Annotated in this window: 12 protein-coding genes; 7 read left to right on the forward strand and 5 right to left on the reverse strand. The window is 42.5% G+C overall.

Features of this window, described 5'->3' with window-relative positions; all coding sequences use genetic code 11:
* Nucleotides 1-111 precede the first annotated feature (111 nt).
* The 5 genes from HWQ42_RS14230 (at nucleotide 112) to rdgB (ending at nucleotide 5352) form a co-directional block, all read left to right on the forward strand.
* Nucleotides 112-735, forward strand: coding sequence for a DedA family protein (locus HWQ42_RS14230; RefSeq protein WP_292813009.1), 624 nt, complete (start codon nucleotides 112-114; stop codon nucleotides 733-735).
* Nucleotides 736-974: 239 nt separating this feature from the next.
* Entirely contained in the window at nucleotides 975-2126 is a 1152-nt protein-coding gene (locus HWQ42_RS14235; RefSeq protein WP_292741513.1) for a ParM/StbA family protein, read from the forward strand.
* Between the two features lie 5 nt (nucleotides 2127-2131).
* Nucleotides 2132-2614, forward strand: a complete 483-nt coding sequence (locus HWQ42_RS14240; protein ID WP_292813012.1) for a plasmid segregation centromere-binding protein ParR — start codon at nucleotides 2132-2134, stop codon at nucleotides 2612-2614.
* A gap of 636 nt (nucleotides 2615-3250) precedes the next feature.
* The gene (locus HWQ42_RS14245; RefSeq protein WP_292813014.1) at nucleotides 3251-4687 is read left to right on the forward strand and encodes a phosphoglucomutase/phosphomannomutase family protein; all 1437 of its coding nucleotides are present in this window, start codon (nucleotides 3251-3253) and stop codon (nucleotides 4685-4687) included.
* Between the two features lie 86 nt (nucleotides 4688-4773).
* Nucleotides 4774-5352 carry an RdgB/HAM1 family non-canonical purine NTP pyrophosphatase gene (rdgB, locus tag HWQ42_RS14250; RefSeq protein ID WP_292813017.1) on the forward strand — a complete coding sequence of 193 codons (579 nt, stop codon included), beginning with the start codon at nucleotides 4774-4776 and terminating at the stop codon, nucleotides 5350-5352.
* 188 nt (nucleotides 5353-5540) lie between these two features.
* On the opposite strand, the gene HWQ42_RS14255 is transcribed toward rdgB, so the two are convergent.
* From HWQ42_RS14255 to thiD, 3 genes are all read right to left on the reverse strand, one after another.
* Entirely contained in the window at nucleotides 5541-5879 is a 339-nt protein-coding gene (locus HWQ42_RS14255; protein WP_012410794.1) for a P-II family nitrogen regulator, read from the reverse strand.
* 360 nt (nucleotides 5880-6239) lie between these two features.
* Nucleotides 6240-6848 carry a hypothetical protein gene (locus tag HWQ42_RS14260; RefSeq protein ID WP_292813020.1) on the reverse strand — a complete coding sequence of 203 codons (609 nt, stop codon included), beginning with the start codon at nucleotides 6846-6848 and terminating at the stop codon, nucleotides 6240-6242.
* A gap of 199 nt (nucleotides 6849-7047) precedes the next feature.
* Nucleotides 7048-7881 (reverse strand): bifunctional hydroxymethylpyrimidine kinase/phosphomethylpyrimidine kinase, encoded by an 834-nt coding sequence (gene thiD, locus HWQ42_RS14265; protein WP_292813022.1) that lies wholly within the window; start codon nucleotides 7879-7881, stop codon nucleotides 7048-7050.
* A gap of 818 nt (nucleotides 7882-8699) precedes the next feature.
* Here thiD and HWQ42_RS14270 point away from each other — a divergent pair.
* Entirely contained in the window at nucleotides 8700-11585 is a 2886-nt protein-coding gene (locus HWQ42_RS14270; protein WP_292813025.1) for a choice-of-anchor D domain-containing protein, read from the forward strand.
* A gap of 334 nt (nucleotides 11586-11919) precedes the next feature.
* Here HWQ42_RS14270 and HWQ42_RS14275 read toward each other — a convergent pair whose 3' ends face one another.
* On the reverse strand, nucleotides 11920-12354 hold the full coding sequence (locus HWQ42_RS14275; RefSeq protein WP_292813027.1) for a hypothetical protein: 435 nt from the start codon (nucleotides 12352-12354) through the stop codon (nucleotides 11920-11922).
* 119 nt (nucleotides 12355-12473) lie between these two features.
* Between HWQ42_RS14275 and HWQ42_RS14280 the strand changes: the two genes are divergently transcribed.
* Nucleotides 12474-14318 (forward strand): S8 family peptidase, encoded by a 1845-nt coding sequence (locus tag HWQ42_RS14280; protein WP_292813030.1) that lies wholly within the window; start codon nucleotides 12474-12476, stop codon nucleotides 14316-14318.
* A gap of 68 nt (nucleotides 14319-14386) precedes the next feature.
* On the opposite strand, the gene HWQ42_RS14285 is transcribed toward HWQ42_RS14280, so the two are convergent.
* Complete coding sequence (locus tag HWQ42_RS14285; protein WP_292813033.1) at nucleotides 14387-14734, reverse strand: hypothetical protein; 348 nt, start codon at nucleotides 14732-14734, stop codon at nucleotides 14387-14389.
* Nucleotides 14735-14978 lie beyond the last annotated feature (244 nt).

The following is a 14978-nucleotide window of genomic DNA, read 5'->3' on the forward strand; positions in this document are numbered from 1 at the left end:
TTAGTGTAGCCAAGTTACCTTGACTCTAGCAAGCAGGGATAATTACCTTTTAAAAAACTAAGGCTCAATCTTAGTAACAAGACTAGTGCAGCAATTTCAGGAATTGACTCAATGCTTGAATGGATAACTAACACTATCAACTATTTTGGCTATTGGGGAATCGCCATACTAATGTTCCTAGAGAACCTTTTTCCCCCAATTCCTTCAGAATTGATTATGCCACTGGCTGGATTTACAGCAAGTCCATATCAACCAGGAGGGGCAAAGCTAAATATCATTGGTGTGTTTTTCGCAGGACTTTTGGGTTCTGTATTGGGCGCACTTATTTGGTACTATCCAGGTAAGTTTTTAGGTGAAACTCGTTTGAAAGCTTGGGCTGACAAGTATGGCAAATGGCTGGCTATATCCAGTAAAGATATTACCAAGGCCAAAGAGTGGTTTGACCGACAAGGTAAAACAGCAGTATTAATTGGTCGTCTTGTACCAGGAATCCGCACCTTGATTTCTGTTCCCGCAGGGATCAGCAATATGCCTTTGCTACCATTTTTGTTTTACACAACATTAGGTAGCGCTGCTTGGGTGGGTTTGTTAACATACTCAGGATACATATTGGGTAGTCAGTATGAACTTGTGGACAAGTACCTTGCTCCTGTATCCAAAATCGTACTTGGCGGTTTGGTTCTAGCATTTGTTTTCTGGATATTCAAGCGCCAGTTAAGACGCACTAGAAGATGAAACACGGACGCTTTTGGTTTGAAAGCAGTGAAAGTAGGGGTTACATCTGGCCAAAATTCGCCTACACTATGCCAAATAATACTAGATATGCGTTGGCAGAGCTTACCAGAGGTATCGCCGGAATTAATTTTTGGCGTATTTCTAGCTACACTTGACGCAACCTAGAATTTCTGGTTGCTCGCATTTTTGTAAGATGAGCATGACAACTTTTTACAGTTAAGTTTGAACTAGGAGCTTTCATGACAGACCAACCTTCCGCTGCTACCCCAATCAATGCTGCTGCTATACCCATGAATAGGGTGTCGGCATCGACTCCCATCAATGCTGTTAATAATACTCCCAAGCCAACCGGTGTTCCAGGAAAAACTATTCTCAGTGTTGATTTAGGCAGAACTTCCACAAAAACTTGTGTGAGTCGTGAACCCGGTAATGTGGTGTTCGTACCTGCCAACGTCAAGCAGATGTCAATCGAACAAGTACGCGGTGGTGTTTTTGAAGCCAGGGCTACTGACCCCTTAATGGATTTGTGGCTGGAGTATCAAGGAAATGGATATGCTGTTGGTCAACTGGCAGCCGATTTTGGGGCAAATCTAGGAGTTGGCCAATCTAAGGTAGAAGCTGCACTGGTAAAAGTATTAGCAAGTGCTGGCTACTTCAAACTCAGAGACGATATCTCAGTTGTACTGGGTCTGCCTTTTCTTTCCTTAGAGCAATTTGAAAAAGAAAAAGCACAGTTGATTAGCCAAGTAGGTGGGCCTCATGTGTTGAACTTCCGAGGCGAATCTGTGTCGCTCAACGTCAGTAAGGTATGGGTAATGCCAGAGGGCTACGGCAGCTTGCTCTGGTCTGAAGCTCAACCCAAGAAAAACCCTGGTAGCCCCGATTTTACAAAAATATCGGTGGCGATCGTCGATATTGGACATCAAACCGTCGATCTTTTGATGGTAGATAACTTCCGTTTTGCCAGAGGTGCTTCCAAGAGCGAAGACTTCGGGATGAATAAGTTTTATGAATTGGTGTCTGCCGAAATCGAGGGAGCAGATAGTCAATCTCTGGCGCTGATTTCCGCTGTAAACAAACCCAGAGGTGAACGCTTTTACCGTCCTAAAGGCGCTAGCAAGCCCACCAACCTAGACGATTTTCTTCCCAACCTTACAGAGATGTTTTCTCGTGAAATCTGTAGCCGTGTACTAGCCTGGTTGCCAGAACGCGTCACCGATGTGATTCTCACTGGTGGCGGTGGTGAGTTCTTCTGGGATGACGTTCAACGTCTGCTCAAGGAAGCAAAGATTAATGCTCATTTAGCAGCACCTTCCCGTCAGGCGAATGCTTTGGGGCAGTATATTTATGGAGAGGCACAATTATCCTCCAATCGCGCTGCTAGGGCATAAAGCTGATGTTCCAATGGTCAAAAAAGGTAGTTAAATCCGTCACGTTCAACCCAGAGCTTGCTGATGAAAGCTTGTTAGCGCAAGTAGAAAGTTATTTGGAAAAACAACCAGACAAGACTTTCAGCGACCTCTGTAAAGAAGCCTTATGGCAATCTTTATGTGTACCGGAACCTGTACAACCTGCTCCACAAACAGCAGCAGTCACAACACCGATTGATCAACAAATCGGTGAACTGCAACGTCAAGTGGCTGGACTTGAGGAACGTTTTTTTGCCAAGGGATCTAATCGTTTGGAGGCGATGGAACATCATCTACTGCAACTTTCTCAACAAGTTGCACAACTGGCGCTTATAGTCAACGATCGATCGTTCATTCCGTCTCCAAGTCAATTAGAAGTAGTAAATAATACTTCTTATACTGTTGCTACCCCTCCTCAAGAGGTTGACCCCGTAATCAGTCGCCTTAGTCAGTTTCTCGATGATTTTTAAGGAACAATCAGGTTTGTGAGCAGTTTTGGCTCATGTTAACAATCCTTAATAGTTAATACTATTAAGGATTATTAATATTTATATTTTTTTAGAAAAGCGATCGCGTCTATTCAAGTTATACAGAGCGATATCCATAAAATAATTTTTATAAATCATGTTGAATATGAATTAGGAATTGAAAACTAATATTGCAAGCTCCTCTATTAGCTGAGTTTCAAGAAACAGTTAATTTACCAATCGTTGTCAGTAGTGTCGATAACAGTCCCGACTCACTTAATCTCTGCCCTATCTTCTTCAATCCCATATTTAGTATCAACTTTCAAATCACCGATCTCCACACTAGACAACCAGCCAACGCCCAAATAACCAAAACATTTCTGAGTATCCAGTTAGCGCTCTTTTATCCCTCTGAAAAAATCAAATATTTATAGGTTGGGTTTAACTTTGTTCAACTAAGAAAATCAAGGATTCTTAGTGTTTGGTTTTATTCCTCTGTTCAAGCTACCCCTAAATTTTAAAAAATTAATCACAAATTTTGTGTTGAATATTATTAGTACATATTATTACTAGATTCTTTTTTTACTCTGCACACTGTATAAATGCTAGAATCCTCAAGTAGACAGTTAGGATACCTAGATGCCAGTTGTAGCTAACTCAATCAAGTTTGGTACAGACGGCTGGCGGGGCGTTATTGGTGACGAGTTCACCTTTGAACGCCTAGCCCTGGTCGCACCAGTTGCCGCAAAAGTATTATATGATACATATTTTTCTACGGTTGGTAGCCGAACAATAATTGTCGGTTACGATCGCCGATTCATGGCTGAAGACTTTGCTCGTGCTGTCGCCGATTCTGTCAGTGCTGTCGGATTTGATGTGTTGTTGAGTGAAGACTATGCTCCAACCCCAGCTTATAGTTGGGCAGCAAAAGAACTCAATGCTTTAGGGGCGCTGGTAATTACAGCTAGCCATAATCCAGGTACATATTTAGGGTTAAAAGTCAAAGGTTATTTTGGTGGCTCAGTACCGCCAGAAGTCACAAAAGAGATAGAAGCGCAATTGTCAGATGGAGTACCACTAGCAGCTACCCCAGGTAAGCAAGAGAAATTCGATCCCTGGCCCAGTTACACCCAAGCGCTAGAAGGTAAAGTTGATATCGCTAAACTTCGAGAAGCGATCGCATCTGGTAAATTAACGTTATTTGCCGATGTCATGCATGGCGCTGCGGCTGGCGGATTGGCGAAACTACTAGGCAATCAGGTTAAAGAAATCAATAGCGATCGCGATCCCCTATTTGGTGGCGGCGCGCCAGAACCCTTGCCTAAATACCTTTCAAAGCTATTTGAAGTCATCAAGGCTGACCGAGAAACCGATAAATCAGGTTTAACAGTGGGGTTGGTATTTGATGGAGACTGCGATCGCATTGCAGCAGTAGATGGAGAAGCTAACTTCCTAAGTTCTCAAGTATTAATCCCGATATTAATCGACCATTTAACCCTGCGGCGCGGTTTTACTGGAGAAATAGTTAAAACTGTTAGTGGTTCCGACTTGATGCCCCTTGTAGCAGCACTACATAACCTGTCAGTCTTTGAGACAGCGGTTGGTTATAAATATATCGCTGACAGAATGTTAGTAGCAAAAGTGTTACTGGGTGGTGAAGAGTCGGGGGGAATTGGCTATGGTAGTCATATTCCCGAACGCGATGCCCTATTGTCAGCCTTGTACGTACTAGAAGCGATTGTAGAATCTGGTTTGGATTTAGGTGAATATTATCGCTACTTGCAGAAACAAACAGGGTTTACCTCAGCATACGATCGCATTGATTTACCCCTAGCAAATATGCAAGTGCGATCGCGTCTTTTGCAACAATTGCAAACCCAACCCTTAACAGAAATTGCAGGGTTAGCAGTGATTGATTGCCAAACAATTGACGGCTACAAGTATCGTCTAGCTGATAAAAGCTGGTTAATGATTCGGTTTAGCGGGACTGAGCCAGTTTTACGGCTATATTGCGAAGCCCCGACAATTGAGCAAGTGCATCAAACTCTTGCTTGGGCGAAACAGTGGGCGGAGTAAAATTCATTATTAGTCATTAGTCATTTGTCCTTTGTCTTTGGTAAATGACCAATGACTAATAACCAATGACCAATAACCAATGACTAATGACCAAATTACTTGTAGTAGCCACAGGAAATCCAGGTAAACTGCGGGAAATGCAGGCTTACCTGGAAAATTCTGGTTGGGAATTAACCCTCAAACCTGAAGAGTTGGAAATTGAAGAGACGGGCGAAACTTTTGCCGCTAACGCTTGTCTAAAAGCGTCACAAATTGCTAAAACTACGGGAAATTGGGCAATTGCTGATGATTCGGGACTGCAAGTAGATGCCCTAAATGGCGCACCAGGAGTATATTCTGCACGTTACGCCAAAACCGACTCAGAACGGATTGCTAGAGTACTCAGAGAATTAGGCAACGAGGTAAATCGGCAAGCTCAATTTGTTTGTGCAGTAGCGATCGCTCGTCCCGATGGTGCGATCATATTAGAATCTGAAGGTGTTTGTCGCGGCGAAATTCTCCATACACCCCGTGGTGATAGTGGTTTCGGCTACGACCCAATTTTTTATGTGCAAGAACTGCAATTGACCTTTGCTGAAATGACACGGGAGTTGAAGAGATCAATTAGCCATCGAGGCAAGGCTTTTACAGCTTTACTTCCGCAATTAGAGAGGGTGAAGAATTAGAAGAGACGCGATTAATCGCGTCTATGCAAGAGTTAGGAGAGACGCGATTAATCGCGTCTGTACAAGAGTTACGAGAGACGCGATTAATCGCGTCTGTGCAAGAGTTAGGATTTATGAATTCTGCTAAATCTTCATTCATTAGTCCTGACTTACAACTCATAACTTTTAACTCTTAACTCATAACTTTTTTAAACTGCTTCTGTGTTCTTTTCGCCGGTGCGAATCCGAATCACTTGCTCAACAGGCGAGATGAAAATTTTACCATCGCCGATTTCACCAGTGCGGGCAGCAGCAATAATTTTGTCCACCACCATATCAACTTGATTGTCGTCAACTACGATTTCCACTTTGAGTTTTTGCAGAAACTCAACGGTGTACTCAGAACCACGATACCGTTCAGTTTGACCTTTCTGCCGTCCGAACCCCCGGACTTCAGAAACAGTCATGCCAACAATACCAGCGTTAACTAAAGCAATTTTCACCTCATCTAGCTTAAATGGGCGGATAATAGCTTCTACTTTTTTCATCTTCTTTACTCCTGACTTCTACTAGCTTCGTTTATATATCTAACCAGATCCGCTGTCTGAAGCTGTAACTAGCGGTGCTTTTCCTAAAAAATATGTAATAATTACAACTTTTTTAAAGTGTAAGTGCTTTACTTGAGGGTTTATGACATAAAAAGCGGCAAGGATTTATTAATTGGATAATCTTTGAGGTTCTAACATAAAGAAGTTGCTGTCAATTTAGCATTTTATGTAGCTTTTATAACCTAAAAATAGATCGTTTCCACCATTTAGCAGATTTGTTTGGATATTTAGAGAGTGATTGCAGCCAAATTATACGGTCGCCCGAAAGCCTGCTACTGCTGCTGACTGTGGGAATGTCAACTAACGTTTCTGGTGTTCAAACAAGGGACGCACAACGAAATATCCAGCACTAAAGGCAGTCAGCATGATTAACAAGATGGTAATAATTAACCACCAGCCATTGAGTCCCTTGACATTTGGCTCAGTAGTGGAATAGTAACTGACTTGTTGCTCTTCTATAAAAACTGGTTCTGGTATCGGAAAATTCATTTCCATTACAGGTGCAGAAAAGTCTTGGCGGCGGCTTTTTTCGGCTGGTTGTTTGGACACCACAGATGGACGCGAACGAGAAACCTGCTGAGGTGAACGCGCTTGCGTTACTGGCTGTTTAGCGGCACTTTTAACGTCGCCAGAAGCTTGGTTAGGTTGGGGATAATTAGCTGTAGCATGGGAATCCACAAAATTTTGCAAGCGAGAAAAAGACTCAACGACTTTGGTAATTTCTTGGCGTAATAGTTGATTTTCTTGCGTTAGTTGCTGATTTTGGGTGGTGAGTGCATTTAGCCTCGCCTGTGCTGCTTGCAACTCTGTTGACAATTCCCTGTATACAGATAGTGGTACAGAGGGATGGTAGGCTTGAGTACTCGATGTTGGCGAATTTCTGTGAACAGAACCTATGGTTGTTCGCATCGGGGGCTTGGTATTAAAAATCAAAGTAATTAGATCGTACAGAGATGCTAACAGAGATAGTCACCCCTGAAACTATGCCCAAGAATAATAGAAAAATACCGAAAGGGCAAAGATTTTTTATTTGGGCATTGAGGATGAGGTACTGAGAAAACTTTTCTCTAGTCCCCATCTCCAATGCCCAGTCTCCAATCCTTAATCCCTAGTCTCTAGTCCCTAGTCCCCACAATGGGAAGAAGTGTCCCACAGGGCCTTGCCCTTCACCAATATCTAGGGCGTAAGTGAGTGCGGTAGTCACATATTCCTTTGCCTGTTGCACTGCCTGCCACAAATCTTTTCCTTTAGCTAGATTAGCAGCGATCGCAGCCGATAGTGTACAACCAGTACCGTGGGTATTTTTTGTCTCTACTTGCTGGCAAGTCAAAACTTCCAACTTGTCCCCATCAAACCAGATATCAACGCCACGCAAATCTCCCTGCATACCTCCGCCTTTGACTAAAACAACCTTCGTCTTTAAAGTCTTGTGAATAATTTCAGCAGCGGCTTGCATATCTTCTAAAGAATTAATTTGTAAACCGCTCAAAATTTGGGCTTCATAACGATTGGGCGTAATCATAACCGCTTTGGGAATCAAGGCATGGCATAAAGTCTTTACAGCATCATCATCAATCAATTGTGCTCCCGTGCGTGACACCATTACTGGATCAACTACTAAATTATTGATTTGTAAAGCTTCCACTTGCTGGGCAACAGCAAAAATAATTTCTTGATTGAGCAACATTCCCGTTTTGGCAGCTTGTATGCCAATATCCTCAACTACTGCCTGAATTTGCGCCACAACAGCCTCTGTTGGCATAGCGTCAACTCTCTTCACTCCTAGAGTGTTTTGTGCCGTGACGCAGGTTATAGCACTAGTACCGTGGACACAGTGAAAAGCAAAGGTACGTAAATCAGCTTGAATTCCGGCACCACCACCGCTATCTGAACCAGCAATGGTTAAAGCAACAGGTATTCTGGAGTTTATTTCAGTGTTCATATTATGAAGGTTAAGTAAGTTAGCGTTATCAAACCAAACTATCTCAAAGATTGATGAACTAGGCTAAAACCCTCTTCCCCCTACCTGATTTCAACGACTGACTCCACCAAACACCTCCATAGTTTTTTGAGTTTTGTTGTAAAAAAACTTACCACATTCCGGACATTTACTGATATCAAGTGCTATTTGTAAAGGTTAGTTTTAATCCAAGTTCACAACGCTCAGTTACACCGCTTAAAACAGGTTCAACTAAGTTGTTACATTAGTCCCCTTAAGTTCAAGGGTCAACCTAACTAAAGTTTCAACCAATTTTACTTTGATCGCTTTAACTTTAAGTCCCCAATTATCACTTAAGGGTGAATTTTACTATGCAGATTTGGCAACACCCTGACCTAAAACAACGCATAAAGTTCAGAGTAATAACTATGCCAAATACGATTGTTTTATCGAATATAGCAGATGCTAAAACTGGTTTTAAAAGAGCAGCGATGTCTACGGCGAGCTACGCCTACGCAGATGCTAAAGATGAAGTCTGGAGTAGAAGCGTCTGCGCACTAATCGTCCAATTATCTTCAACAAAACTCTGACGATTGACAGTATTGATATTCCTGATTTAACCATCAACGGTTGACAGGAGAAAAGTTTTTCAGGTTTATAACAGCGTTTCTACAATCGACGCGATTTTAAGTCGCGATCGGATAACTGTGACTGTCCTTAACAGTGCAGATAGATGAATCATTCAAATAACTACTTAGCAACTGAAAAAAGTTGCTGAAATTTTACTACCAAATTCCCTTACACATATTCGGAGTAAACAAATGGCTGGCACAACATACTACGTTTCTGCAACAGGCAGTGATAGAAATAATGGCTTAAATGAAAATTCTGCATTTCTCAACTTGGGTAGAGCCGTGTATGAGATGAAAGCAGGCGACACGCTCTACGTCATGAATGGTAATTATCAAATGAAAGGGGTTACGCTTTTTAACTTGAATGGCTCACCAGATAAATGGACAACAATAAAAGCTTATCCAGGGGCTACGCCTACGATCACAACAACAGGAAGTGGCATTAATATATTGAGTTCATCCTACGTGCGGATTGAAGGACTTGATATAAAAGGCAATCGGGAAAACATCACTCTCGAATATGCCTTACAAGAGAAGGATAACCTTAATAACCCCTTGACCAATAGTAATGGTATTGCTGTTGCTGCATGGGAAAACGCCGAGGGTGTTGGTGGTACTAATCCCCATCATATTGTCATCACTGGTAACAAAATCCGTAACTTTCCAGGTGGAGGCATAGCATTCAGTAATTCAGACTATATAACTGTTGAGAAAAACATTGTGTCTGGAAACGCTTGGTATTCGCCTTACGGCAATCAGGGAATAACCTCTCTCCGAGGTTTTAATTTTGATAACAATACCACTGACTACAGAATGATTTTTCGAGACAACATTGTCTACGATAACCAAAGTTTAGTTCCGTGGAAAGGAGGAGGCACTGACCAAATCACTGAGGGACATGGGATTATGCTTGATACTACCAATATCGGCAAAGATAATGTGGACTATACAGGTAAGTCATTAATTACAAATAACACCACTTACAACAATGGAGGTGCAGGTATTAATGTTTTCAAAGCTGCCAATGTTGATGTTATCAACAACACGGCTTACAAGAATGGCCGAGTTATTACAGATGCTGGAGAGATTGGTGTTACTTACTCGGAAAATGTACGTGTCTACAACAACATTTTGTATGCAAGCGACAATCAAAATGCTAACAGAATCAGGTATGCCACAAATGTCACCTTCGATCACAATCTTGTTTATAACTCGAACCTATTCCAAGCTTCAGATGATTTAAACGCTACAGGGCTACAGAATCTTTTGGGTCAAGATCCTCTATTTGTTGATGCAGACAAAAGGAATTTTGCACTTAAACCTGAAAGTGTTGCGATCGATGGTGGTTCTAATGCCTTCAATAACATCACTAATAAGACTCCTTATGATGGTGATGGGAATGGCAGTACAGTGATTGATATTGGTGCATACGAGGCTCCCCGCAGTTCTAGCAAAACCCCAGAGATTGAAGTTCTGAATGGCACAGTTAATATTATTGATGGCAACACTGCTATTGACTTTGGCGAGACCCTTGTTGGTGAGGCCTTGACCAAAACCTTTACCATCAAGAACACTGGTATAGCTGTACTCAACCTGAGTAATCTTAAACTTCCCGACGGATTTAGTTTGGTCGGAACTCTTCCAACGAGCGTGGCTGTCAATGCTTCCACCAATATAGTGGTGGCACTCAACCCCACTACACCCGGCATCTATAGTGGCAGCCTCAGTTTCAACAACAACGATATCAATGAAAGCACCTTTGACTTTGCCATTAGTGGCACAGTTAGTACCCCGGAAATTCAAGTTCTCAATGGCACTGTTGACATTACAGATGGCAACACCACTGCCATTAACTTTGGTGAAACGACTGTTGGTGACACCTTGACCAAAACCTTTACCATCAAGAACACCGGTACAGGCCCACTTAAGCTGAGTAGTCTTAAACTTCCAGACGGATTTAGTTTAGTCGGAACTCTTCCAACGAGTGTGGCTGTTAATGCTTCTATTACCATATCGGTGGCACTCAACCCGACTACATCCGGTAGCTATGGTGGCAGCTTCAGTTTAAACAACAACGATATTGATGAAAGCCCCTTTAACTTTGCCATTAGTGGCACAGTCAGACCCGCTCCTGTCCCGCAAATTCAAGTTCTCAATGGCACTAACTCCAATGACACCTTTCTTATCCGACGAGGCGATGGCAATTACAGCATCACTGACTTTGGTGGTGTAGGTACTAGCTCAAACCCTTCGGCTGCGGTGGTTGCCAAGATAGACACCTTGCAATTTATTGGGACTGAATTGACTGCGAGAAATCTGCAATTAACTCAAAATGGCAGCAATTTAGAAGTCACCTTTGGAAATGTGGCTAATACCAAAGTCACTCTGCAAAACTTTAAGTTAGAAAACCTAGACAACTTAGCTGCATCGACAACAAGACCTGCCATCGGCAATATCATATTTGACGGAGAAACCAGTGTTACCAAAAGCTTTGATGTGATTAATGCCAGCTCCACTGCAACGTATATTTCTACAGCAAACACTGTCACTTTCCTCAATGACTTAAACAATAACATCAGCGGTTTTTACAGTTCCAACGATGTGATTAATGGTCAAGGGGGTAATGATACCATCGATGGCAGCGGTGGTGACGACCTGCTGCGGGGTGGTACTGGCAACGATCTTCTGATTGGTGGACAAGGCAATGATACTCTTGTGGGTGGTGCAGGTGCTGACTCTTTCCTCTACGACACCAATTCCATCTTTAATAGCGCTGTTGTCGGTATTGATACCATCGCTGACTTCAATCGCTCTCAAGGTGATAAGATTGTCCTCGATAAGACAACCTTTACTGCTATTACTTCAGTTGTGGGAACGGGTTTTAGTAAGGCCAGTGATTTTCAAATTACCAGTTTAGGGGCACTTAGCAATGCTGTAATTGTCTACGACCAGATGACTGGGCAGTTATTTTACAATCAAAATGGTAGTGCTGCTGGTTTCGGCACTGGTGGTCAATTTGCACAACTTGCTGGTGCGCCCTATGTTACTGCCTCTGAATTCATCATTCAAGCATAGCTGGGTCGGGTCAACTGAGTGGAAGTGTAATCCAAACATGAATCGACTTTTAAGACGGCTTTCAATTAGATAGACAATACCCATAGGGGCGCAATAAACATAGGAAGGAGTGAAAAAGAATCTAGAGATGTAGTACAGCTACGTCTCTGCAAGGGTTTTGGATAACGTATATTTAATTTATGGAGATGTTTAATAAATCGTAGTCAAGTAAAAGCAATTCCAAAAAACATCTTTTCAATAAAAACGTCGTTACCCATGAATCATATCACCAGTAGCGATCTAAATTTTTGACTAGAAATAGCCGTACTATTTGGAACTTATAGTTTTAATATAACTACTGCTGTGGTTGCGATCGCAAGTCTTGTAATCGCCCCTGCAAAAACTTCCCCCATTCTGCTGCCAAAGGGATTTCTGTAAACGGAACCCGCACTGAGTTAGTAGATTCGGAAAATAGAAATTCTAATTCTATAGAACGACCTTTATCCGGTGGATTGTTTACATCTACTGATTTTTCATCTACTAAAAACTGGATTTGTTTGATATCAAGCAAGGAGAATGTTTCTAGTTTAATAGGCCCTTGAGGCGTGGGTTTTCCCCAAGTGATATTGTTATATTTTTGACCTAATACAGCATAAATATCATACTTGGCCCGTTCAAATTGCTCTGCCCAAGTGCGATAGGCTTCGACTTTTTGATACTCCTTTGAGCCTTGCCAAGCCAACCAGAAAAACATTACTAACAGCGGCAACCACAAAAGACCACGTTCCATCGTTAAAAAAAATCCTCAGTCCTGAGTGAAACTTGTAACTAAAAGTGCAAAATCTACCAACAAGGAGTCCAGATAAGTTATGGTATGAGCAAACTGGCAAAAAGCGGTGATGAGTTAATATGAGAAAACTTATATTATGGTGCTTGTTTGTCATTGGGCTGGGAGCTGCCATATTTGGTTTCCTGAATTTTCAGGGATTGGCAGCTAAAGGAGAGTTTGAGACGATTTTGCTTGATTTTCGGGAAGATATTCCATCACTTGTGGTGGAACAGGATTTGCAAGCGATCGCCAAACAATACAACGTTACACCCCAATTAGACAACAAGTTTTCTAAAAAAGATAATGTGTATATTATCAAGGGCGATCGCCAACGGCTCCAAGAACTGAAAAAATCTCAGTTTGCCCAAGCTACAGAATTCATTGAACCAAACTATATCTACAGCAAGATTCCTCAACCAGGTGAAGTCGCTTGGCTGGGAGAATTTTTAACACCCCAAGAAGATGAAGAAGCAAGTCCTTCATTAACTGGCCCTAATGACCAATATTACAGCAAGCAGTGGAACTTGCACAAAATCGGTATTGAAGGCGCATGGAGTCAAACCAAAGGCAGTGGCATCACAGTCGCAGTTATTGACACCGGAATTACCAAAGTTCGCGACTTGTATGAGACAAAATTCGTCAAGGGCTATGATTTTGTTAACGACCGAGAAGAAGCCACAGACGATAACGGCCACGGTACTCATGTTGCTGGAACTATTGCCCAAGCCACAAATAATAAATATGGCGTTGCAGGAATTGCCTACGAAGCTAGTCTGATGCCGCTGAAGGTACTCAGTTCTTATGGTGGTGGTACTGTTGCCGATATTGCCGAAGCGATTAAGTTTGCTGCTGATAAAGGCGCAGATGTAATTAATATGAGTTTGGGTGGTGGCGGTGAAAGCCAGTTGATGAAACAAGCGATCGAGTATGCCCATAGAAAAGGTGTAGTGATCATCGCTGCAGCCGGAAATGAAAATACCAATGGAGCAAGCTATCCTGCCCGCTATCCCTACGTCATCGGCGTTTCGGCAATTGGCCCAGATGGCGAAAGAGCGCCCTATTCTAACTTTGGTGCTGGGGTAGATATCTCTGCTCCTGGTGGTAGTGAAGCTGGTAAGATTCTCCAAGAAACTATCGATGAAAAGGGCGAAGGCGTATTTCTGGGCTTCCAGGGTACAAGCATGGCTTCTCCCCACGTTGCTGGTGTTGCAGCATTAATTAAAGCTGCTGGCATCAAAGAACCAGATGAAGTGTTAAAAGTCCTCAAACAGTCAGCGCGAGTTATCCAGGATGATGGTTTGAACTATTATGGCGCTGGACAACTCAATGCAGAAGCAGCAGTCAAACTAGCCTTTAGCGGACAAATCAGTTTTCCAGATTTCTTTCGGTGGTTACGGGATAACGGCTATCTTAACCCTGGCTTTTGGATTGATGGTGGTGCGATCGCACTCTTACCCAAGATTTTAATGGTAGTTGGTTCCTATCTGCTAGCTTGGTTTTTACGGGTTTACTTCCCCTTTACTTGGAGTTGGTCTTTATCTAGTGGACTAATTGCCGGCAGTTCTGGATTATTCTTCCTCAAGGGAATCTATATTTTTGATCTTCCCCAATGGCCTTTCCGGGTTTTGGGCAGTTCAATTCCCGAACTAGGTAATACTCTCCAGGGAACTGATGCCTTGAATCCCCTATTTGCCAGCGTACTAATTCCCATTGTGTTAATGGCATTGCTGCTGGGACATCCTAGTTGGAAATGGTTTGCCATTGGTTCAACTTTAGGTGTAGCCGCGTGCTTAACTACAAGTGCGTTTTTCGATCCCGCAGTCTGGGGATTAGGAACTGGTAACTTAGCACGCCTCTTTCTGATTGCTAATGCCCTAGTCTGTTATGGACTTGTTCGTTTAGCATTGAAAAACGAACATGCTTAGAAAAGACTACCTCACAGCCCAAGGTTTAAGGCTTTACAACCAAGTTTTGAGTAGCATTTGAGTAGAAACTAAAAATCTGGGCAATCTGCCTCCACTACCTGTGGATGGCAGTAATATCTCAAAACGGTTTCTACCTTGTCCCCAATCCATCGGGCGACTTTATCGGGTGAAACGCCTTGAGTAATTGCCCATGTAGCAAAGGTGTGGCGAGTTGAATATGGTTTTAGGTAGAAGGGCAAGCTTCCTTTTTTTACCAATTCTTTAAGAACTCCCAAAGAGACATATTCACGCCCGTTTATTTTTGAGGTGTGTCCGTTCCATACTTTTTGCAGCACAGCAGAAGATAACGGATTGCCGGACTCATCTGTAAAAACTAAGGTGTTGAGGTTACAAGACGGTTTGATCTCAAGCAGCAATTTTTGAAGTTTAGAGCCTGGGACGGTTGGAAATGTCCTTTTGACTCAGTTCTTGGTGCTTTTCAATACCCGGTATAAATTACGTGATTTGTTAATACGAATTTTGCAGCAATCATCTGAGATGTCTCCCCAAGTTAGTGCAAAAGCCTCACCGGGGCGACATCCTGACCAAAATAGAAATTTGACTAACCCTCTCCTAAGAAACAGTATTTGCTTGGGGCTGAGGAGTAAGCTCAAAACCTAA

This window comes from Nostoc sp. JL23, from assembly GCF_017115065.1.
GTDB lineage: Bacteria > Cyanobacteriota > Cyanobacteriia > Cyanobacteriales > Nostocaceae > Nostoc > Nostoc punctiforme_A.